Consider the following 21,003-nt stretch of genomic DNA (forward strand, 5'->3'; position numbering starts at 1 on the left):
CAAACAACCCACCGCAGAACCTGCACGACAACTGCAGACGTTTGGCGGTCCACCTCAGTAAATCAGTAAGACTGCTATGAAAATCGCTCAAGAAATCCGCGTCGGCAACGTCATCATGAACGGCAAAGACCCGATGGTCGTGCTCAAGACCGAATACAGCCGGGGCGGCCGCAATTCGGCCACCGTGCGCATGAAGCTCAAAAGCCTGATCGCCACCTTCAACACCGAAGTCGTGTTCAAGGCTGACGACAAGCTGGACCAGGTTTTTCTGGACAAGAAGGAATGCACCTATTCGTACTTTGCCGACCCGATGTATATCTGCATGGACGCCGAGTACAACCAGTACGAAGTCGAAGCCGAAAACATGGGCGACTCGCTGAACTACCTGCAAGATGGCATGGACCTCGAAGTCGTGTTCTATGACGGCAAGGCCATTTCGGTCGAAGTGCCGACCAGCGTGCAGCGCGAAATCACCTGGACCGAGCCTGCCGTCAAAGGCGACACTTCCGGCAAGGTTTTGAAGCCCGCCAAGATTGCCACCGGCTTTGAAATCGGCGTGCCTATTTTTGTGGCGCAAGGGGACGTGGTTGAAATCGACACCCGCACCGGCGAGTACCGCAAACGTGTCTGATCTGCAGAGCTTTGCGGCTCACGCTGATTTTTAGAAAAGGCTCCACACGGAGCCTTTTTGCATGATGCGCAGACACTGGCAACGGGCAAAATTGCCCGGCTTGCGCGCTTACTTCACTTTTTAAACCGAACGGCTCATGGAACAAACACAAGACTTATCAGAAGACCGCCTGGCCCATGCCTGGGCTGAGCTGCAAGCGCTCTCCAGTGACACCACGCCACTGCAGCCTCATGCCAACCGGCTGGCTTTTGCAGACCCGGAGTTTTTGCTGCGCCGCGAAATTCGCGGCATCCGGATGCAGCTTGAAATGCTCAAGCCTGAAATCGAGCAGCAGGCGCAAGGCATTGACAACACCGTCGTGGTGTTTGGCAGCGCCCGCTTCCCGGCCCCCGAGCAGGCCAATGCAGCATTCAAGCTGGCCGAAGAAAGCGGCGATGAAGCGGCACTGACGCTGGCGCAGCGCCATTTGCGCAACGCCAACTACTACGACCAGGCACGCCTGTTTGCGCGCATCGTGGCGGGCTACAGCAACCCGCGCCCGGCAGCGGAGCAGTTGTTCATTTGCACCGGCGGCGGGCCGGGCATCATGGAAGCGGCCAACCGGGGCGCACAGGAAATGGGCGCACTGACCGTGGGTTTGAACATCGTGTTGCCGCACGAGCAAGGCTCCAACCCGTACGTTTCACCGTCGCTGAACTTCAAGTTCCATTATTTTGCGATGCGCAAAATGCACTTCATGATGCGTGCCAAGGCGCTGGTGGCTTTTCCGGGCGGATTCGGAACGCTTGATGAATTGTTTGAAATCATCACCTTGGTGCAAACCAAAAAGGCCAAACCGGTGCCCATCATTCTTTTTGGCAGCCACTACTGGAAACGGCTTTTCAACATCGACCTCATGATCGAGGAAGGTGTGATTTCACCTCAGGACATTGCGCTCTTCAAGTACGTTGACACGCCAGAAGCGGCTTGGGAAGTGATTCGGGCGTTCTACGAACTCTAGGAGTTTTTGCCGGCGCCAGGCGGGCCAACAGGCTGGTCTGCGTGAAAGCTCAAGCTGTCCCTAAGCAGCCAGGCCAGGCGCGACCCCGCACCCACCAGCGCCCCGGTGGCCCAGAAAACGCCGGCAATGCCAATCAGCGCACCGGCTGAACCAAACAGCATCGGCATCATGACACTCGACGCATTGATGGTCATGAGGCGCAACCCCAGCGCCTCGCCGTGACGCGCTTCGGGCGTGATCTGGTGCAGCATGCTCATGATCATCGGCTGCACCATGCCCAGCGACAAGCCCAGCAACACCGAACAAATCCCCATGCCCAGCGCCGAGCGCATGAACGGATAAACCGCAAACAGCACGGCCGTCGCCAACATGGAAAAAGCGAGCACGCGCCACTCTTTCAGGCGCGCAGCCACCAGCGGCAGCAGCATGCGGACGACAGCGGCAGCGATTGCAAACGCACCCAAAATGGAGCCAATCACCGAGGCACTGATGCCTCTTTCAAAGCCCAGCACCGGCACCACGAAGGTATGCACATCCCAGCACGATGAAAGAAACCAGTTCACCAGCAGCAGCCGCCGAAATGTCGGCTGGCGCAGCAAATCCCAGGCTTTGGGCCGCGACCCGGCGCTTGCGGCAACCACCGGCGGCAGCTCGCGGGTATTGCGAACCAGAAACCAGGTGACCAGCGGCAGGACGGCCATCATGAAAAAAGCCGCCCGGTATCCCCACAGGCTGCCGGGCGTGGTGCCCGCATGGTCAATCAGCAGACCGGCGGAAAACGGCCCGACAAAGTTGGAAATGGCCGGGCCAATGGCCAGCCAGCTGAACACCTGGCGCAGTTGCAGCACGCCACCGGCCGCCCGTCCGACATGCCGCTGCAGAGCAATGATGGCCCCGCCGGTCGCGCCGCCGGTCAGCAGCGCGGCCAGGCACAGCACCGGAAACACCGGAAAGGCCACTGCCGCACCCGCTCCGGTGACCGCCGCCAGCACGCTGTAGCTGACCGGACGCCGCAAGCCGTGGCGGTCGGCAAAGCGGCCTGCGGGCAGCGCCAGAAAGACCTGTGTCAGGGCAAACAGCGCCAGCAGCACGCCCACAGCAGCCGGGCTGTAGCCTTCGCGCAGCGCCAGCAGGGGCGCGGCCATACGCATGCCCGCCATGCAGGCATGCAAACAGATCTGCGCCAGGATCAGCCGGGCCAGCGCGCGCGTCATGCTACTTGCATCACTCCGGCTCCAGCCCTTTGTCCAGCGGAATCAGGCGGGCGGCATCGGCTTCTGGCAGGGCTTCGATGTTGCGCAGCGCCTTGCCCATCACGCGGCTGCGCTGCTCGGCGCTGGTCAAGGTGTTGAGCACGGTTTCGGTCTGCGACTTGACCTTGGCCAGCACGTCGCCGAACTTGCCAAACTCGGTCTTGACCGCGCCCAGCACCTGCCACACCTCGCTGGAACGCTTTTCCAGCGCCAACGTCCTGAAACCCATTTGCAGCGAATTGAGCATCGCCAGCAGCGTGGTCGGGCCGGCCAGCGTGATACGGTGGTCACGCTGCAGGCATTCAATCAGGCCGGGGCGGCGCAGCACTTCGGCGTACAGGCCTTCGGTGGGCAAAAACAAAATCGCAAAGTCGGTGGTGTACGGCGGCTCAATGTATTTTTCAGAGATCGATTTGGCCTCCAGCCGGATACGCGTTTCCAGCGCCTTGCCGGCGATTTCAGCGCCCGGCCCATCGGCGCGCTGCTGCGCATCGAGCAGCCGCTCATAGTCTTCGTTCGGAAATTTCGCATCAATCGGCAGCCACAGCGGCTCCCCCGAGTCAGAGCGGCCCGGCAGCTTGATGGCGAAATCGACTGGGTTCTTGCCGCCGCGCCGCGTCACGACCTGCGCCGCGTACTGCTCGACGGTAAACACCTGTTCCAGCAGGGCTGCGAGTTGCGCTTCGCCAAAAATTCCGCGCGTTTTCACGTTGGTCAGCAAATGCTTGAGGTCGCCCACGCCTTGTGCCAGCGTTTGCATTTCACCCAGCCCCTTGTGGACTTGTTCGAGCCGGTCAGCCACCTGCTTGAAGCTCTGGCCGAGCCGCGTTTCCAGCGTGTTTTGCAGCTTTTCATCGACGGTGCGGCGCATTTCGTCGAGCTTGTCGGCATTGCTTTGCTGCAGTTGTGCGAGCTGCTTTTCCAGCGTTTCGCGCACCTCGCCCATGCGGCGGGCATTTGATTCGCTCAGCGAATGCAGCTGCACGCTCAGGGTGTCTGACAAGGTTTTTTGCAGCAGGCCTAGCTGCTGCGAAAACGCATCGATCTGCGTGTTCTGGCTGCGCGTGGCTTCGGCGCTTTGCTGCACCAGCGTTTGCTGGAAAGTGGCAAACACGCTGGCCAGTTCCTGACGGCTGCTGCGCGCGTTGTCGCTGATTTCACGCCGCAATTCGCGCTCCAGCCGGTCGTTGACATCTGCAAAGCCATTCAGCAGTTTGGCATTTCCATCGTCTGCAGACGCAACCGGCGGACGTACCACCAGCCAGACCAGCAACAGCAGGTTGGCCAGCAGCAAGGCCAGCATCAGCCAGAATTCCATGCGCAGGCTCGCTATTTATTTAATAGCTAGCACCGCAGGATTCAAGGGCGTGAGCGGCTTGTTTCCTGTAAAAAATGCGATCAGGTTGTCAGCCGCCAGACTGGCCATCGCCAGGCGCGTCGGCAGCGTGGCGCTGGCGATGTGCGGCGTCAGCACCACATTGGGCACGGTGAGCAGGTCGGGATGCACCGACGGCTCGCCCTCAAACACGTCCAGCCCGGCGGCTGCAATAGTCTTGTTGCGCAAGGCAGCTGCCAGCGCGGCGTCATCGACAATGCCGCCGCGTGCAATGTTGACCAGCGTGGCCGTTGGCTTCATCTGCGCCAGTTCGGCGGCACCGATGGTGTGATGCGACGCCGGCGAATACGGCAGCACCAGCACCAGGTGGTCAGCGGTCTTGAGGAGTTCTTCCTTGCTGACATAGCGGGCCTTGCACTCGGCTTCAAGCGCCGCGTCGAGCCTGGAGCGGTTGTGGTAAATCACCTTCATGCCAAAGCCGTGCGCACCGCGTTTGGCAATGCCCTGCCCGATGCGGCCCATGCCCAGAATGCCTAACGTCGCGCCGTGGATGTCGGAGCCGGCAAACATGTCGTAGCTCCATTTTTTCCACTGACCGGCGCGCAGGTAGTGCTCGCTTTCAGTGATGCGGCGGGCAGTCGCCATCAGCAATGCAAAGCCGAAATCGGCGGTGGTTTCGGTCAGCACATCGGGTGCGTTGGTGGCCAGCACGCCGGCAGCGGTCATGGCGGCGATGTCAAAGTTGTTGTAGCCGACGGCCATGTTGGCGCAAATCTTGAGCTGCGGACAAGCGGCCAACACCTCGGCATCGATGCGGTCGCTGCCGGTGGTAAAGGCGCCCGCCTTGCCTTGCAGCCGCTCGATTAGCTGGGCTTTGGACCAGGTTTCGTCGGCCTGGTTGGGTTCGACGTCAAAGTACTGTTCAAGCCGCTCAATGACTTCGGGGAACACGGCGCGGGCCATCAGGATTTTGGGTTTGCTCATGGGAAATGTTGGCCTTCTTTGTTAGAACCAGATAAAGGTCATGATGATGAACAGGGGAATCAGCACGCCACCAGACCACAGCATGTAGCCAAAAAAGCTCGGCATTTTTACGCCCCGGTCTTCGGCAATCGCCTTGACCATCAGGTTGGGCGCGTTGCCAATATAGGTGTTCGCGCCCATGAACACGGCGCCGGCTGAAATGGCGGCCAGCGTGCCGGCGAAGGTCGTCATCAGCGCCTGCGGATCGCCGCCGGCGGTGTTGAAGAACACCAGGTAGGTCGGCGCATTGTCCAGAAACGAGCTGAGCAGGCCGGTAGCCCAGAAATACATGGCCGGGTTGGGCGAGCCGTCTGGACGCGTTACGGCAGACACCACTGCGCCAAAAGGCCCATCGGTGCCAGCCTTGAGCATGGCAATGACCGGAATGATGGTCAGGAAAATGCCGGCGAACAGCTTGGCCACTTCAAGCATCGGGCCCCATGAAAACTGGTTGTCGTCATGGACTTTGGCCGACGTGATTTTCAGCGACAGCAAGGTGATGGCCAGCAGCCCGGCATCGCGCACCACGCCCGGCAAACCCACGTCAGTGCCGGCGATGTTGAACACCACGGGCGACTTCCAGAAACCACTGAGCAGCACCAACCCGGCAACAAAGCCCAGCAACCAGAAGTTGACAGCGCCGTCAAAGCCAATGCTGCGGGTGTCGGGCGTCGGGTCCAGCGGGCCAATTTCTTCTCGCTGGTGATAAAACCACATATCAAGCGCATAAAAAATCGCCAGCAAACTGCCAATCAGGAACAGCGTTTCAGGAAAGATGTGGCTCACAGTCCAGAAAAAATCCACGCCTTTCAGGAAACCCAGAAACAGCGGCGGATCGCCCAGCGGCGTCAGCGAACCGCCGGCATTTGACACGATGAAGATGAAAAACACCACCACGTGCGCCGTGTGCGACCGGTTGTCGTTGGCCCGAATCAGGGGCCGGATCAGCAGCATCGATGCGCCTGTGGTGCCCATGACACTGGCCAGTACCGCGCCAATCGCCAGGATGACCGTGTTCAGCCCCGGACTGCCGTGCAGGTTGCCGCGTATGTGAATGCCGCCGGCCACCGTAAACAGCGCCGTCAGCAGAAAAATGAACGGCAGGTATTCAGCCAGCAGCGCATGCATGAAGCTGGCACCAGCCAGGCCGGGGCCGTAAACCACCGCAAAGGGCAGCAGAAAAACCAGCGACCAGGCGGCCGTTATCTTGCCAAAATGATGGTGCCAAAAGCGGGAAACCAGCAGCGGCAGCAAAGCAATCGACAGCAGCAAGCCGGCAAAAGGAACGCCCCACAGCACAGAAAGTTCACTACCCTGCAGTTCGGCGGCAAACGACAGGCCGGGGCAGAGTGCGAGCAGCATCAGCGCCGCTGTCCAGCGGAAAGCTTTCATTTATATCTCCAGGGTAGCGCGCCCTGCCGGCGGCTGGCGCGGGCGGCCATTATCGAACGTGAAAATCAGGCAGGCGTTGGGATGTCAAATACCTGGCGCAGATAGGCTAAATATTTTTCGTCGTTACACATGTTTTTAGACGGCGTATCAGACAGCTTGGCGACCGGCTGGCCGTTGCAGCGCAGCATCTTGATGACGATTTGCAGCGGCTCGTAGCCGAGGTCGTTGGTCAGGTTGGTGCCAATACCGAAGGCCAGCTGGCAACGCCCCCTGAACCGCTGGTACAGCTCGATGGTTCGGGGCATCGTGAGCGAATCACTGAAAATCAGCGTCTTGGTTTGCGGGTCGACGCGATTTTTAATGTAGTGCGCCAGCATGCGCTCGCCCCACTGGAAAGGGTCGCCGCTGTCGTGGCGCGCGCCATCGAACAGCTTGCAAAAGTAAAGGTCAAAATCGCGCAAAAAGGCGCTCATGCCGTAGACATCCGACAACGCAATGCCCAGGTCGCCCCGGTATTCCTTGGCCCACACCTCAAAGCCGAACACCTGGCTGTCCCGCAAACGCGGGCCCAGCGCCTGGCACGCCTGCAGATACTCATGCGCCATCGTGCCCAGTGGAATCAAGCCCAGCTTCATGGCGTACAGCACATTGCTGGTTCCGGCCAGTTGCCCTTTGGCGCCTGTGCCCAGGCGGCTTACCAGCGTGCGCAACACCTCTTCGTGCCAGTCCTTGCCAAAACGCCGGCGCGTGCCGTAATCGGCAATCTTGAGTTCGCCCAGACCCGCCGCCTGCAACTCCCCGATTTTGGTGTCCAGCCGTTTGCGGCCTTCGCTCAAATCGGGTTGCTTTTGGGTGTTGCGGAAATAAACCTCGTTAATGATGGCCAGCACCGGAATTTCAAACAAGATCGTGTGCAGCCACGGCCCCTTGATCGACACCTCAATCTCGCCCGATGGCAAGGCGTTGACGCTGACGTATTTTTCGTTGAGCTTGAAGATGCCGAGAAAATCGACAAAATCGCTCTTGATAAAACGCATGGCTTTCAGATAGGCGAGTTCAGCATCCTGAAAATGCAGCCGGCACAGGCCGCGAATTTCTTCGCGTATCTCGTTCACAAAAGGTGCCAGATCGGTGATGCCAGGCGCGCCGGCATTGCGGCACTTGAACTGGTATTCCACCTCGGCACCGGGGAACTGGTGCAGCACCACCTGCATCATGGTGAATTTATACAGATCGGTATCGAGCAGGCTGGTGATGATCATGGTGAACGCTTAAAAAGCCAGAAGAGAAAATCCGCTGCCCAGACTCGCGCCCCAAGGCGGCGAGTCGGGTGCAAGGGTCAAACCATCAAGGCCGAATCACGTACCCAGAAAATCGACTTCAAACAGCAACGTAGCATTGGGCGGAATCACGCCGCCTGCGCCGCGTGCGCCGTAGCCGAGTGCCGCTGGAATGACCAGCCGGCGCGTACCGCCCACCGACATGCCCTGCACGCCTTCGTCCCAGCCCTTGATCACTTCGCCAGCACCCAGCGAGAACTGAAACGGCTGGCCACGGTCTTTGCTGGAGTCAAACTTGGCGCCCTGCACGCCGTCGTTGAAAAGCCAGCCGGTGTAATGCACCTTGACGTATTGGCCGGCTTTGGCAATGGCGCCGGTGCCGAGCACGGTGTCTTCGTACTGCAGTCCTGATGGAGTCGTGGTGGTCATGGCAATGTCCTTTTAAACAATGACGGGAGAGATGAAAAAGTTGAATTGGCCGCACAAGCTCGGGCCAGTTTCACGAGCCTCCGACTTTACCTGCAACCAGCCCCAGCAAGCGGTCGGCGCGCGAGGCCAGCAGGCGATTTTGCTCGACCACCAGCAGCGCCATGCCTTCGCGCTTGAGCAGCAACAGCGCATCGCGAATCGACTCCACCAGCACCGGCGCAATGCCTTCGCAAGGCTCGTCGAGCAGCAGGATTTTCGGGCCGGTCATCAAGGTGCGGGCAATCGCCAGCATCTGTTGCTGGCCGCCGCTCATCTGGGCCGCAGGCCGATTCAAGAGGGTTTTGAGAACGGGAAACAAATCGAGCGCCCGGGCTTCAAGCGCCTTGGCATTTTTACCCGCCGCGACGTGCAGGTTTTCACGCACCGTCAGCTCGGTGAACAAACGGCGGTCTTCAGCCACATAACCCAGACCGGCTTGCGCGCGCCGGTGCGTTTCCCAGCGTTCGATGGCCACCAAGCCCGTCGGCGTCTGCCAGCGAATCTGGCCTTCGGTGCGCACTTCCAGCCCCATGATGGCTTTGAGCAGCGTCGATTTTCCGGCGCCGTTCAGGCCTTGCAGCACCAGCATTTCACCGGCCTGCACGCGCAATGAAACGTCAAACAACGCCTGCGCCTGGCCATAAAAAGCGTTGAGCTGGTGAACTTCAAGCATGGGCGGCTCCTTCGACGGGTTGGTCATCCAGACTTTCGCCCAGGTAAAGCCGGCGCACCGTGGCGTCGCGCGAAATTTCCTCGAACGAGCCTTGTGCGGCCAGCTGGCCCTCAATCAGCACCAGCACGCGGTCGGCCACGCCCGCCACGGCGTCCATGTTGTGCTCGGTGTACAGCACGGCCATGCCCTGCCCGGCCAGCTTTTTGACCAGCTGCATCAGGCTGGCGCGTTCGGCTTCACCCAAGCCGGCAGCGGGCTCGTCGAGCAACAGCAGTTTGGGACTCGCCGCCAGCGCCATCGCCAGTTCCAGCCGCTTTTTGGCGCCATAAGGCAGGCGCAAAACGTCTTCGTTGGCCACATCGGTCAAGCCGGTTTCCTGCAGCAGCGCGCTGGCGGCTTCGCGCGACTGTCCATCCAGCCGTTTAAAGGCCGAAATGGCCTGATGCGCACGACTGGCCTGTATGGTCAGCTGCACATTTTGTAGCACCGTGAGGGCTTCAAAGACCTGCGCTACCTGAAAGGTTCGTGCCACGCCATGCTGCAGGCGAGCCGCCGGAGCCAGCTTTTCGAGCGCCCTGCCGTTCCACAGGATATGGCCGCCCGTCAGCGGATACTGGCCGGCAATGCAGGCAAAGCAGGTCGATTTACCTGCGCCGTTGGGGCCAATCAGCGCCACGCATTCCCCGGCGGCAACGTCAAAGCTCACGCCATCGACGGCATGGACGCCGCCAAAATACTTCACCAGTTGTTGAACCTGCAGCATCAGCGGTTTACCTCAGTGATGCGATGACGCCGCACGCCCAGGCGAGCCATCAATCCCAGCAGACCCGACGGCGAAGCCACCATGATCAGCATGATGAACAGCCCGAGCAGGCCGCGCCAGTACGTCACTTCCCGGCCCAGTTCAGCGCTGGCATAGGTCAGCACCAGGCTGCCCACCACCGCGCCCCAGAGCTGGTGCACACCGCCCAGCAACACCACCAGCAAGGCATCGACCGACGTGGACACGGCAGCTAAAGACGGAAAAACGGCTCCTTTGTGCGCGGCAAACAACCCGCCCGCCAGACCAGCCAGCACCGCGCTTTCGACAAACACCCGGTACTTGAGCCAGCCCACCGACAGCCCCGACGCCGCCGCGCGCAAAGGCGCATCGCGCACGGCCTGCAGCGCCGCGCCCATCACCGACTGGCTTAAAAACCGCAGCGCGAACACCGACGCCAGCGCCAGCACCACCAGCAAGGCATAGAAAACCGGACGGCCGTCGTCAGTAACCAGCGTGAGGCCAATCAGCCCGTTGTCGCCGCCGGTCAGGTCTACCCACTGCGTGGCGCTGGCCCAGATCACCTGCGCCAAGGCCAGCGACAGCATCGCCAAATACACGCCGCTGCTGCGCACCACCGCCGCGCCAAACACCGCCGCCACGGCCAGCGCCGCGCCGCAACCGGCGGCCAGCGCCACCGGCAGCGAAGCGCCCCACAGCGTGTGCGACAAGGCCGCGCCATAGGCACCGAGCGCAAAAAACGCCGCATGGCCAAAGCTGACCAGCCCGCCCAGCGCCATCATTGATTGCAGGCTGATGCCAAAGATCATCAAAATCAGCGCGTCAGCGGCCAGCGTCTGCCAATAGGCACCACCGCCCCAAGCCAGCGCCGCCAGCAACGCAAAAGCCACGGCAATTAACGCCTGCCACCCGCCCCCCAGCGCCACACCGCGAAACTTCTGCGCCGCTTCCCGCGCGCCGCCGTGTTCCAGCGATGCAGCGGGCATGCCCTTGAGCCCCTGCGGCCTGAACACCAGCACCACCGCCATCGTCAAAAACACAATCACCAGCGTGGCCTGCGGAAACACACTGATGCCAAAGGCATGCACCAGGCCAATCAGCAAGGCCGCGACAAACGCACCGCCAATACTGCCCAGCCCGCCCGTCACGACGACGACGAAGGTTTCGACGATCACGTTCATGTCCATCTGCAAATGCGCCGGTTCGCGCGGCAATTGCAGCGCGCCACCCAGCCCGGCCAGCGCGCAACCCAGCACCACCGCGCCAAGCATCAGCGGTTTGGGGTTCACGCCCAGCGCGGCCAGCATGGAACGGTCTTGCGTGGCAGCGCGCAGGCGCTGACCAAACAGCGAACGCCGCAGCAAAAGATGCAGCCCCAGCCAGACCAGCGGCCCGAGCACAATCATCGCCAGCTGGTACACCGGAAAAAACTCGTCCCCAATCTGCACCGAGCCCTTGAGCCCCGGAAAGCGCGGCGCAAACACCTCGTCCGGCCCAAAGCTCCATTGCATCGCGTCGTGCATCGCCAGGCTCAGGCCGAACGTGGCGACCAGCTGGTAAAGCTCGGGCGCGCCGGACATTCGCCTTAACAAGAAGAATTCGGCGACAGCGCCCGCCAGTCCTGCGCAAGCAGCTCCCAAAAGAATAGCAAGCAGGTACAGCGGCAGACTTTCGCCCCAGGCCGGAAACCAGTTGGTCACCCAGTGCGCCGTAAACAGCGCACCCAGCATGAAAAAACTGCCATGCGCAAAATTGACAATCCGCGTCACGCCAAAAATCAGCGTCAACCCTGCCGCCATCAAAAACAGCGTGGTGGCGTAAGACAAGCCGCCGAGCAGCTGAACGACGGAGAAGGTCATGCGGCGGCAGGGCTGCGACTGGCGGCTGTTGACACGTCAAGACGAGCGCAGTGAGCCGCCTGAACGTGCAAGCTATGGCTAAGTAACTGGCTTTGCAAAGTCTTATAGGGAATCAGCACAGCAGGCAAACCCACAAGCGTGGCGGCATCCGCGTCAAACCAGCCAGGGCCGCGGAACCGGCTTTGCCGGGCCGCAGGCGCAGCGTCCCCTCGGGGGGCAGCGAACCACACGCAGTGGGGAGCGTGGGGGCCCATCACTCCAGCCAGGTCGTAAATTCAGCCGCACTCACACGCGGCGTGCGATAGGTATTGACCCGCGCTGACTCATCGGCATACCCCAGCGCAATGCCGCAGACCAGCATCTCGCTGTCGCCCGCGCCGATGTGCGGCAGGATGATTTTGGCAAAGCCGTTCCAGGCGGCCTGCGGGCAAGTGTGCAGGCCATGGCCGCGTGCGGCGATCATGAAGTTTTCCATGAACATGCCGTAGTCCAGCAGCGAGCCCCGGCCCATCACGCGGTCGAGCGTAAACATCAGGCCGACCGGCGCATCAAAAAAGCGGTAATTGCGCTGGTGCTGCGCATGCATCTTGTCCTTGTCGCCTTTGGTGATGCCCAGCAGCCCGTACAGGCCCCAGCCGTTTTCGCGCCGCCGGTCAATGTACGGCGATACCCATTTTTCAGGGTAATAGTCGTATTCCTCTTTGTAATCAGAAGCCAGCGCCGGGTTATCGCGCAGCGCGTCATGCGCCAGGCAAACCTTGTCGCTCAGGCTTTGCTTGCTGGCGCCCTGCAGCACATAGGCTTTCCACGGCTGGGTGTTGGTGCCCGACGGGGCGCGGCTGGCAAGTTCCAGCAAATGCAGGATGAGGGCGCGGGGCACGGGCGCGGGCAAAAACTCGCGCATCGACTGCCGGCTTTCTATCGCCCGGTCAACCGCATTGAGCGGCGGTGCCGACGCGCTGCTGGGCGCATCGTCCGGCGCAAAATCGCCCGCGACCACAGGATGGGAAGGTAAAACAACAGGCTTCATTTCAGTGGCTCCAGTACAGACATGAGTTCAGGCGGCAAGGGCGCAGGCCGGCGCAGGGCGCGGTCTACATACACATGGACAAAATGGCCTTTGGCGGCGCAAGGCAGGCTTTCATCGCCCGGAAACAGCGCCACTTCGTAACGCACGCTGGACGCGCCAACATGCGCCACGCGAATGCCGGCCACCACCGGCTCGGGAAAGGCCAGCGGCGAGAAGTAATTGCATTGGGTTTCCACCACCAAGCCAATCACCGGGCCGGCATGAATGTCGAGCGCGCCGCGTTCAATCAGCAGGCCGTTGACGGCGGTGTCAAACCAGCTGTAATAAACGACGTTGTTGACGTGGCCATACATATCGTTGTCAGCCCAGCGGGTGCCGATGTCGCGAAAGGCTTTGTAGCGGCTGCGCAATTCAGCTTGGGGTCGAGCGGGGTGTGTCATGACGCGCTATTTTGCCAGCGCCTCAGCCGGCCGGATTCCACTTGCGCCAATAGTCAACTGCCACCCGGTAGGTGTTCATCTGCACCTGAACGGTTTGATCAATATCGACGCCGTAGCCGCCGGCCATGGAAAACGCCAGCGGAATGCGGCGCTGCCAGGCCCAGTCAAAAACGCGGCGGTCACGCGCTTCCAGCCCGTCAAAGCTCAAACTCAGTCGCCCCAGGCGGTCGCCCTCAAACGGATCAGCGCCGGCCAGGTACAGAATCAGCCCCGGAGTGAAGCGCCGGTCCAGCTCATCCAGCGCGTGCTCCAGCGCCTGCAAATACGGCGCGTCAACACAGCCGTCGGGCAATTCGACATCCAGGTCACTGTCCTCCTTGCGAAACGGAAAATTCTTTTCTCCGTGCAGCGACAGCGTGAACACGCTCGGGTCGCGGGCAAAAATGCTGGCCGTGCCATTGCCCTGATGCACATCCAGATCAATCACCGCCACCTGTAGCGGTGCCCTGGCATGGCGATGCAGCCGCGCCCACTCGGCCTGCATCAGCCGGGCGGCCACCGCCGAATCGTTGAAGACGCAAAACCCGCCGCCCTTGTGGGCATACGCATGGTGCGTGCCGCCCGCCAGATTGGCCGCAATGCCTGCGGGCTGTGCGCCGGCCCGCAATCCCAGCGCCCTGCGCGCGGCGGCCAGGGTAGCACCCACCGAGCGGCACGCCCTTTCGGCCATGGCGGGGCTCCAGGGAAAACCGATTTCACGCTGCTCAGGCGCAGGCAAAGTGCCCTGCATGATGGCTTCTATGTAAGCAGGCGTGTGGACAAGGGCAAGTTCCCCTTCGCTGGCAGCGGGTGCCTGGGCCAGTTGCACGGCAGGCAGCTCGCTCGCCACACGTTCGCGCAGCAAGCTGTATTTGCGCATCGGAAAGCGATGCCCGGTGGGCAGGGGCAGAACGAAGTTGTCAGCGTAAAAAGCATGCACGTGGCAGGTATCCAGAATTAAAAGCCAGGCGCTTGAATCAGCCTGCGCACTTGCGGCTTGCCAGCGAAATCAGCGCCCTGCAGGGAGTTGCCTGGGGTTGATGCATCTCAAGTCGACACAGTCTCGTCACCCTAGAATATTAAAAGCAGACAGGCACACCTAAAATGCGGCGTTGCAACAATGAAGGGTTGCAAAACCAAGGGTATCTTCCTATAATCGGCTTCATGTTGCAGTGCAGCAATTCAGCGCAAAGCAACTATTTAACCTTAACTACTGTATTGGAAATTATTATGCTGACCGCTGAACAAATCATGGCATCGCACAAAGCCAACATCGAAACCCTGTTCGGTTTGACCCAGAAAGCCTTTGAAGGCGTTGAAAAGCTGGTCGAGCTGAATGTGCAAGCCACCAAAGCAGCCCTGGCCGAAACCGCCAACAACGCACAAGCTGTCATGGGCGCAAAAGACGCACAAGAACTGTTGGCCCTGCAAGTCAGCATGGTTCAGCCTTTGGCTGAAAAAACCGCTGCCTACAGCCGTCACCTGTACGAAATCGCCCAGTCGTCCAGCGCCGAAATCAGCAAGTCTTTTGAAGGCCAGACCGCTGAAGCCCAGAAAAAAGTGGCTGAACTGATCGACAGCGCTACCCAAAATGCACCTGCCGGTTCCGAAACCGCAGTGACCATGATGAAAAGCGCCATGACCGCTGCCAACACGGCGTTCGAGTCCGTGCAAAAAGCCGTCAAGCAAGCAGGCGACATGGCCGAAACCAATTTCAAATCGGTTTCCGAGTCAGCCGTCAACGCTTCCAAGAACGTGACCAAAAAACGTTAATAACCGCTGAGCCTTTGCTGCCAACGCAGCCAAGACTCGCGTAAAAAATTGTCTTTCCGATTCCTTGCAGAAGCTTCCAGTTTCTCGGTTCCGTTCAAGCCCAATCTTTCGGTTGGGCTTTTTTTTGCTTAAAACACCTCCCTGCGTATGAGTGGCGGGCGGCCTGTTGAACCCGGTAAATGCCGGCAAACGGCTGCAATGGCACTGGTGATCCAGGTTGCAGCCCAACACTTGAGCGATTTTGCAATGCAGCTATTTCAGCGTCAAAGAGAGTGCGACTAATTCGCATTTGCATTAAACTCGGTAACTTTCAAGCCCTCAGGATTCCCACATGTTCAAAAAATTGCCGTTATTGACCGGTCTTGCCCTGGCTGCCGCCACCTTGTTCGGCGCTGTTGGCACTGCCAGCGCGCAGGATCAGGTTCTTAACCTGTATTCAGCCCGCCATTACCAGACCGATGAAGCGCTTTACAGCAATTTCACCAAGGCCACCGGCATCAAGGTGAACCGGGTCGACGCCGACGATGCCGGCATCTTGGCGCGCCTGAAGGCCGAAGGCGCGGCGTCGCCTGCCGACGTGATTTTGCTGGTCGATGCCGCCCGCCTCTGGAAAGGCGATATTGAGGGCCTGTTCAAACCAATCAAGTCGCCCGCGCTGGAAGCGGCCATTCCGGTCAACCTGCGGGCCAAGGCAAGCCCTGAAGGCACGACCTGGTTCGGCTTTTCCACCCGCGCCCGCGTCGTCGTGTATGACAAGCTGAAGGTCAAGAAGGCCGATGTCGACACTTACGAGGAACTGGCCGATCCGAAGAACAAGGGCCTGCTGTGCACCCGTTCGGGCGCCCATCCGTACAATCTGTCATTGTTTTCAGCCGTCACCGAGCATCTGGGCGCAGCCAAGGCCGAACAATGGCTCAAGGGCCTGGTGGCCAACATGGCGCGCGACCCCAAGGGGGGCGACACCGACCAGATCAAGGCCGTGGCCAGCGGTGAGTGCGGCGTGGCGCTGACCAACACGTACTACCTGGCGCGCATCATGCGGTCAGACGCACCAGCGGACAAACTGGTGGCTGACCGCGTCGGCGTGGTATTTCCCAACCAGGAAACCTGGGGCACGCATGTCAACATTGCCGGCGCCGCCGTAGCTAAAAATGCCAAGCATCCGGAAAACGCCATCAAGTTCATGGAATACCTGGCCAGCCCGGACGCGCAAAACTATTTTGCCAACGGCAACAACGAATGGCCCGCCGTGGCCAGCGTCAAGGTCAACAACCCGGCGCTCCAGGCCATGACAGGCGGCAGCTTCAAGGCCGACACCATTCCCGTCAGCACCATTGGCTACAACCAGATCAAGGTGCAGCAAATGCTGGACCGCGTCGGTTTCAAGTAATCAAGCAACGCTTGCATCAAAGCCCGGTCGCTCAAAAGCTTCCGGGCTTTTTTCATGCGCGATAATTGGCGGCTGGATTGACGTTGACGTAAACGTCAATTTGCATTGTTGCGCTTCTTTTCACGTTTTTTCAACTTTCAACTTCAAGGAACATCTCATGGACATCGCAGGCAAAGTATTTATCGTCACCGGCGGCGCATCAGGCCTGGGTGAAGGCACGGCGCGCATGCTGGTCGCCAACGGCGGCAAGGTCGTGATTGCCGACATGCAGGCGGAAAAAGGCGAAGCCATCGCCAAGGAACTGGGCGAAGGAAATGCCGCGTTCGTCAAGTGCGACGTGAGCCAGGAAGCCGACGGCCAGGCAGTCGTTGCCAAGGCCGTGTCCATGGGCAAGCTGATGGGCCTGGTCAACTGCGCCGGCATTGCACCGGCTGAAAAAACCGTCGGCAAGAACGGCGCGCACAGTCTGGCGGTGTTCAGCAAGACCATCACGGTCAACCTGATTGGCAGCTTCAACATGATCCGCCTGGCGTCTGAAGCCATGTGCAAGAACGAGGCCGAAGCCACCGGCGAGCGTGGCGTGATGATTTCCACCGCGTCCGTGGCCGCCTACGACGGCCAGATAGGCCAGGCCGCCTACAGTGCGTCCAAGGGTGGCATTGTCGGCATGACACTGCCGATTGCCCGTGATCTGGCGCGCAACGGCATCCGCAACATGACGATTGCCCCCGGCATTTTCGGCACGCCCATGATGTTTGGCATGCCGCAAGAAGTGCAGGATTCGCTGGCCGCTTCGGTGCCCTTCCCTTCGCGCCTGGGCACGCCGCAGGACTACGCCAAGTTGGCCAAGCACATCTTTGAAAACGACATGCTCAACGGCGAAGTGATCCGGCTCGACGGCGCAATTCGCCTCGCACCGCGCTAAAGCACCCCGGCATGCGCGGCCAGTCTGCGCCGCGCACGCTCTGTTTTTAATAGCTGACAGCGCCCGTCCTGCATGCACAACCTGCCAAAAACTCATTAAAACCGCCTGAACTGGCGATAAACGCCACAAAAGCAACGCGCTGCCGTAGCATGACGACTCATCCAACCCGGAGGAGATCGCATGAAACGTCTGTTAAGCACCGTTGCACTGGCCAGCCTGCTGGCCGCCTGCGCCAATACACCTGCCACCCGCCCGCCGCCACAGCTGTCTAGCGCGCCCGGCACCGTCGTGCAGCAACCCGAAAGCGCGACCGGCTTTACGCCCAAACCCGGCTGGGCCACCACCCAATTTTCCGTTGCGGCGGCCAACCCGCTGGCCACGGAAGCGGGCTACCAGATTCTCAAGGCTGGCGGCACGGCGATTGACGCAGCCATTGCCGTGCAAATGGTGCTGACGCTAGTCGAACCCCAGTCCAGCGGTATTGGCGGCGGCGCATTTTTGTTGCACTCCAGCGGCGGCAAAGTCGAAGCCTTTGATGGCCGCGAAACCGCCCCGGCATCGGCCAACGAAAACCTCTTCATCGGCGCTGACGGCAAGCCCATACCGTTTTACGACGGCGTGGTCGGCGGCCGCTCGGTCGGCACGCCCGGCACGGTGCGCATGCTGGAGATGGCGCACAAGCAATACGGCAAGCTGCCGTGGGCCAAATTGTTCGAGCCGGCTATTGCGCTGGCCAACAACGGCTTCAAGGTCAGCGCCCGGATGGGCACGCTGCTGAAAGACGAAAAATACCTGAAAAACGACCGCACAGCGGCCGCTTATTTCTACCAGCCCGACGGCTCGCCGGTTGCGATTGGCACCACCTTGCGCAATCCGGCGCTGGCCGACGTGCTGCGGCAAATCGCCAGCAAGGGCTCCAGCGCGCTGCTGACCGGCCCGGTGGCGCAGTCCATCGTGGCCAAAGTGCAGGGCCACCCGAGCAACCCGGGCCAGCTTTCCATGAGCGATCTGGCCGGCTACCAGCCCAAGAAACGCGACCCTATCTGCGCCGACTACAGCGCACGCGGCAAGGCGTATGTGCTGTGCGGCATGCCGCCACCCAGCTCCGGCGCCATTGCCGTCGGCCAGATTCTGGGCATGCTGAACAACACGCCAGCGGCTACGCTGGGCCTGGTCACCGGCATGGGCGGCGTCCCCGGCACCCCCAGTCCCACACCTTCGGCCGACTGGTTGCACCTGTACACCGAGGCCTCGCGCCTGGCTTTTGCCGACCGCGCGCAATACTTGGGCGACCCCGACTTCGTGCAACCACCCGGTGGCAGCTGGATGAGCCTGCTTGACCCGGCCTACCTGAAATCGCGCGCCAGCCTGATCCAGCCGGCCGGCCCGAGCATGAAGGTGGCCAAGCCCGGCGTGCCCGGCCTGGTCAGGACTGCCTATGCGCCCATGCCGGATCAGATCGAACATGGCACTTCACACATCAGCATCGTCGACAGTTTTGGCAACGCCCTGGCCATGACCACGACGATTGAAGACCAGTTCGGCTCGCGCCTGATGAGCGACGGCGGCACCGGCAAGGCGGGCGGCTTCTTGCTGAACAACGAGTTGACCGACTTCAGCTTTGCGCCCACTGACGCCGAAGGCAAGCCAGTCGCCAACCGCGTGCAGCCTAACAAGCGGCCACGCTCGTCGATGGCGCCGACGTTGGTGTTCGACAAGGCTACCGGCCAGTTAGTGATGAGCGCCGGCAGCCCCGGCGGCGCGCTGATCATCCACTTCACCGCCAAGACGCTGTACGGCGTGCTGAACTGGGGACTGCTGCCTCAGCAAGCGATTGACCTGCCCAACTTCGGCTCGCTCAACGGCCCGACGCTGCTGGAAGAAAACCGCTTTGCCCCAGCCACCGTCGAGGCACTGCGCGCGCGCGGTGCCGAAGTGCGCGAACTGCCAATGACCAGCGGCCTGCAAGCCATCACACGCGGCGACATCCACGGCAAGCCCATGTGGTTGGGCGGCGCAGACCCCCGGCGCGAAGGCGTGGTGATGGGGGATTGAGGTAAATATCAATGAAATAGTGCTGTAGCGCATGATGGACGTGCGCTGACAGCTATTAAAAAAAGAGCACGCTTGCGGTGTATTGCAAGCGTGCTTTTTTTCGTGGGTTTCTGCATCAGACGATGCCTGTGCGCTTGTGCCACTCAGCCGTCAGCGGCTGCTTGCGACAAAGCGCTTTGCGGCATTTTATCCAGCCGTGACTGAACCAGTATTCTGAGTTTGCTTTTCAGGCTGGCGCATACGCCGTCAAACTCAGCGCCCACATTTCCAGGCAGATTGAATAGCTGATGTATTTAAATACAACTGCCTTTTATGCGGCAGGAGGCGTTCCTTCAGCATTGGACACCACGGCATCGATTTGGATTAGCGCATCGCCAGGCAGTGCTGAAACGCCAATAATTCTTCGCGCAGGAATACCGCCCGGAAAGAACGTTGTATAAATTTCGTCTACTGCATCGATATCTTCGATATTTTTAAGGGCGATATTTATTTTGACGACATCGCCCATAACGTGGTCAACGCTTTCCACAATGGCCTTGATATTTTTCAGGCACTGATCCGCTTGCTGCTTAATACCACCCGTCACCATTTCACCAGTTTTCGCGTCCACAGGCAATTGTGCTGAAATATGGTTGTAATGAGAAAATGCAACCGTCTGTGAGCCGGCGCTTTGGGGAGCGTTGTCTGTATTATTTGCCTTTATGACGATATTGCGTGTATCTTCAGGTGCCTGTGGCGGTGTACCGTCTCCGTGTGACACGACGGCTTCGATTTGCACCAAGGCATCTTCAGGCAAAGCTGATGCGACAACGGCGGTCAATGCAGGCATATAACCTGTGAAAAATGTTGTAAAAACTTCTTTTGCGATCTCGATGTCCGGGATATTCTTGACGAATAGAGTGACTCGAACAATGTCGTCCATCACATGGTCAATACTTTCCAAAATAGCTTTAATATTATTAAAGCACTGACCCATCTGCTCTTTTATACCGCCCGCTACTATTTCACCGGTTGTCGGGTCTATAGGCAATTGCGCTGAAATGTTGTTGTAATGAGAAAAAGCTACTGTTTGTGTAGAAACAGAATTTCTCGGCGCATTTTGCGTATTTCTTGCCACTTTTACAAGGTCACCTGTCTGCGGCGCATTGGGAATGGTGCCTTCACCGTGCGACACAAGCGCTTCAATTTGCACCAAAGCGCCCATAGGCAGCACTGCGACGGCAAGTACCGTACGTGCAGGAAGATAACCGGGAAAGAAAGGTACAAAAACTTCATCGACCGCATTAATGTCCGAGATATTCTTGACGAATACAGTGACACGAACAATGTCATCCATCACATGATTAATGCTTTCCAAAATGGCTTTAATGTTATTAAAGCACTGGCCGGCCTGCTCTTTTACACCGCCAGCGACTAATTCACCAGATTTTGGATCGACAGGGAGCTGGGCTGAAAGATTATTGTAATGAGAGAAGGCTACGCTTTGTGAATACACGCCCTTGCCTTGTGGTGCATTTGCGATGTTTTTTGCGGAGATAGCGTTATAGTTACTCATAAAAATATGGACTCTTTATTTTATATTTAGACATTGATTGACCATGATTTAAAAATCATCTTTTTATATTGAAAATCTGACTTCGTATAAAAACTCCTCA

19 protein-coding genes are annotated in these 21,003 nt (G+C 59.7%); 6 read left to right on the forward strand and 13 right to left on the reverse strand.

The features are described from left to right. The first annotated feature begins 76 nt into the window (after positions 1-76). On the forward strand, positions 77-631 hold the full coding sequence (efp, locus tag RCH06_RS00465; protein ID WP_327079461.1) for an elongation factor P: 555 nt from the start codon (positions 77-79) through the stop codon (positions 629-631). A gap of 136 nt (positions 632-767) precedes the next feature. After that, positions 768-1,631, forward strand: a complete 864-nt coding sequence (locus tag RCH06_RS00470) for a TIGR00730 family Rossman fold protein (RefSeq protein ID WP_327079462.1) — start codon at positions 768-770, stop codon at positions 1,629-1,631. Here the strand turns inward: RCH06_RS00470 and RCH06_RS00475 are convergent. From RCH06_RS00475 to RCH06_RS00530, 12 genes are all read right to left on the reverse strand, one after another. Next, positions 1,628-2,845 (reverse strand): MFS transporter, encoded by a 1,218-nt coding sequence (locus tag RCH06_RS00475; RefSeq protein ID WP_327079463.1) that lies wholly within the window; start codon positions 2,843-2,845, stop codon positions 1,628-1,630. The genes RCH06_RS00470 and RCH06_RS00475 overlap by 4 nt on opposite strands. 10 nt (positions 2,846-2,855) lie before the next feature. After that, positions 2,856-4,202 (reverse strand): DNA recombination protein RmuC, encoded by a 1,347-nt coding sequence (rmuC, locus tag RCH06_RS00480; RefSeq protein WP_327079464.1) that lies wholly within the window; start codon positions 4,200-4,202, stop codon positions 2,856-2,858. A gap of 15 nt (positions 4,203-4,217) precedes the next feature. Further along, complete coding sequence (locus RCH06_RS00485) at positions 4,218-5,204, reverse strand: 2-hydroxyacid dehydrogenase (RefSeq protein ID WP_327079465.1); 987 nt, start codon at positions 5,202-5,204, stop codon at positions 4,218-4,220. Between the two features lie 21 nt (positions 5,205-5,225). Continuing rightward, complete coding sequence (locus RCH06_RS00490; RefSeq protein ID WP_327079466.1) at positions 5,226-6,635, reverse strand: sodium:proton antiporter; 1,410 nt, start codon at positions 6,633-6,635, stop codon at positions 5,226-5,228. A 65-nt stretch (positions 6,636-6,700) separates the two neighbouring features. After that, a complete protein-coding gene (gene pncB / locus RCH06_RS00495) occupies positions 6,701-7,897 on the reverse strand; it encodes a nicotinate phosphoribosyltransferase (protein WP_327079467.1) in 1,197 nt (398 codons plus the stop codon). 96 nt (positions 7,898-7,993) lie between these two features. Beyond that, on the reverse strand, positions 7,994-8,344 hold the full coding sequence (locus RCH06_RS00500) for an FKBP-type peptidyl-prolyl cis-trans isomerase (RefSeq protein ID WP_327079468.1): 351 nt from the start codon (positions 8,342-8,344) through the stop codon (positions 7,994-7,996). A gap of 70 nt (positions 8,345-8,414) precedes the next feature. Next, a complete protein-coding gene (locus tag RCH06_RS00505) occupies positions 8,415-9,056 on the reverse strand; it encodes an ABC transporter ATP-binding protein (protein ID WP_327079469.1) in 642 nt (213 codons plus the stop codon). Further along, positions 9,049-9,819 carry an ABC transporter ATP-binding protein gene (locus tag RCH06_RS00510; RefSeq protein ID WP_327079470.1) on the reverse strand — a complete coding sequence of 257 codons (771 nt, stop codon included), beginning with the start codon at positions 9,817-9,819 and terminating at the stop codon, positions 9,049-9,051. The genes RCH06_RS00505 and RCH06_RS00510 overlap by 8 nt, the downstream gene beginning before the upstream one ends. After that, positions 9,819-11,696: an ABC transporter permease gene (locus RCH06_RS00515; protein ID WP_327079471.1), complete on the reverse strand. Its 1,878-nt coding sequence runs from the start codon at positions 11,694-11,696 to the stop codon at positions 9,819-9,821. The genes RCH06_RS00510 and RCH06_RS00515 overlap by 1 nt, the downstream gene beginning before the upstream one ends. Positions 11,697-11,949: 253 nt before the next feature. Continuing rightward, positions 11,950-12,726 (reverse strand): nitroreductase, encoded by a 777-nt coding sequence (locus tag RCH06_RS00520; RefSeq protein WP_327079472.1) that lies wholly within the window; start codon positions 12,724-12,726, stop codon positions 11,950-11,952. Further along, a complete protein-coding gene (locus RCH06_RS00525) occupies positions 12,723-13,166 on the reverse strand; it encodes an acyl-CoA thioesterase (protein ID WP_327079473.1) in 444 nt (147 codons plus the stop codon). Before RCH06_RS00525 ends, RCH06_RS00520 begins: the two co-directional genes overlap by 4 nt. A gap of 22 nt (positions 13,167-13,188) precedes the next feature. Then, positions 13,189-14,145, reverse strand: coding sequence for a histone deacetylase family protein (locus RCH06_RS00530; RefSeq protein ID WP_327079474.1), 957 nt, complete (start codon positions 14,143-14,145; stop codon positions 13,189-13,191). A gap of 287 nt (positions 14,146-14,432) precedes the next feature. Between RCH06_RS00530 and RCH06_RS00535 the strand changes: the two genes are divergently transcribed. The 4 genes from RCH06_RS00535 to RCH06_RS00550 all read left to right on the forward strand — a co-directional run bounded on the left by RCH06_RS00535 (position 14,433) and on the right by RCH06_RS00550 (position 19,348). Further along, complete coding sequence (locus RCH06_RS00535) at positions 14,433-14,978, forward strand: phasin family protein (RefSeq protein ID WP_327079655.1); 546 nt, start codon at positions 14,433-14,435, stop codon at positions 14,976-14,978. Between the two features lie 331 nt (positions 14,979-15,309). Beyond that, on the forward strand, positions 15,310-16,368 hold the full coding sequence (locus tag RCH06_RS00540) for an extracellular solute-binding protein (RefSeq protein WP_327079475.1): 1,059 nt from the start codon (positions 15,310-15,312) through the stop codon (positions 16,366-16,368). A gap of 157 nt (positions 16,369-16,525) precedes the next feature. Further along, on the forward strand, positions 16,526-17,293 hold the full coding sequence (locus tag RCH06_RS00545; RefSeq protein ID WP_327079476.1) for a 3-hydroxyacyl-CoA dehydrogenase: 768 nt from the start codon (positions 16,526-16,528) through the stop codon (positions 17,291-17,293). A 180-nt stretch (positions 17,294-17,473) separates the two neighbouring features. Further along, on the forward strand, positions 17,474-19,348 hold the full coding sequence (locus RCH06_RS00550) for a gamma-glutamyltransferase family protein (RefSeq protein ID WP_327079477.1): 1,875 nt from the start codon (positions 17,474-17,476) through the stop codon (positions 19,346-19,348). A 310-nt stretch (positions 19,349-19,658) separates the two neighbouring features. Here the strand turns inward: RCH06_RS00550 and RCH06_RS00555 are convergent, their stop codons facing one another. Beyond that, positions 19,659-20,903, reverse strand: a complete 1,245-nt coding sequence (locus tag RCH06_RS00555; RefSeq protein ID WP_327079478.1) for a RidA family protein — start codon at positions 20,901-20,903, stop codon at positions 19,659-19,661. Positions 20,904-21,003 lie beyond the last annotated feature (100 nt).

Origin of the sequence: Polaromonas sp. CG_9.5 (genome assembly GCF_035984465.1) — a bacterium.
In the GTDB taxonomy this organism is placed as follows: domain Bacteria; phylum Pseudomonadota; class Gammaproteobacteria; order Burkholderiales; family Burkholderiaceae_C; genus Polaromonas.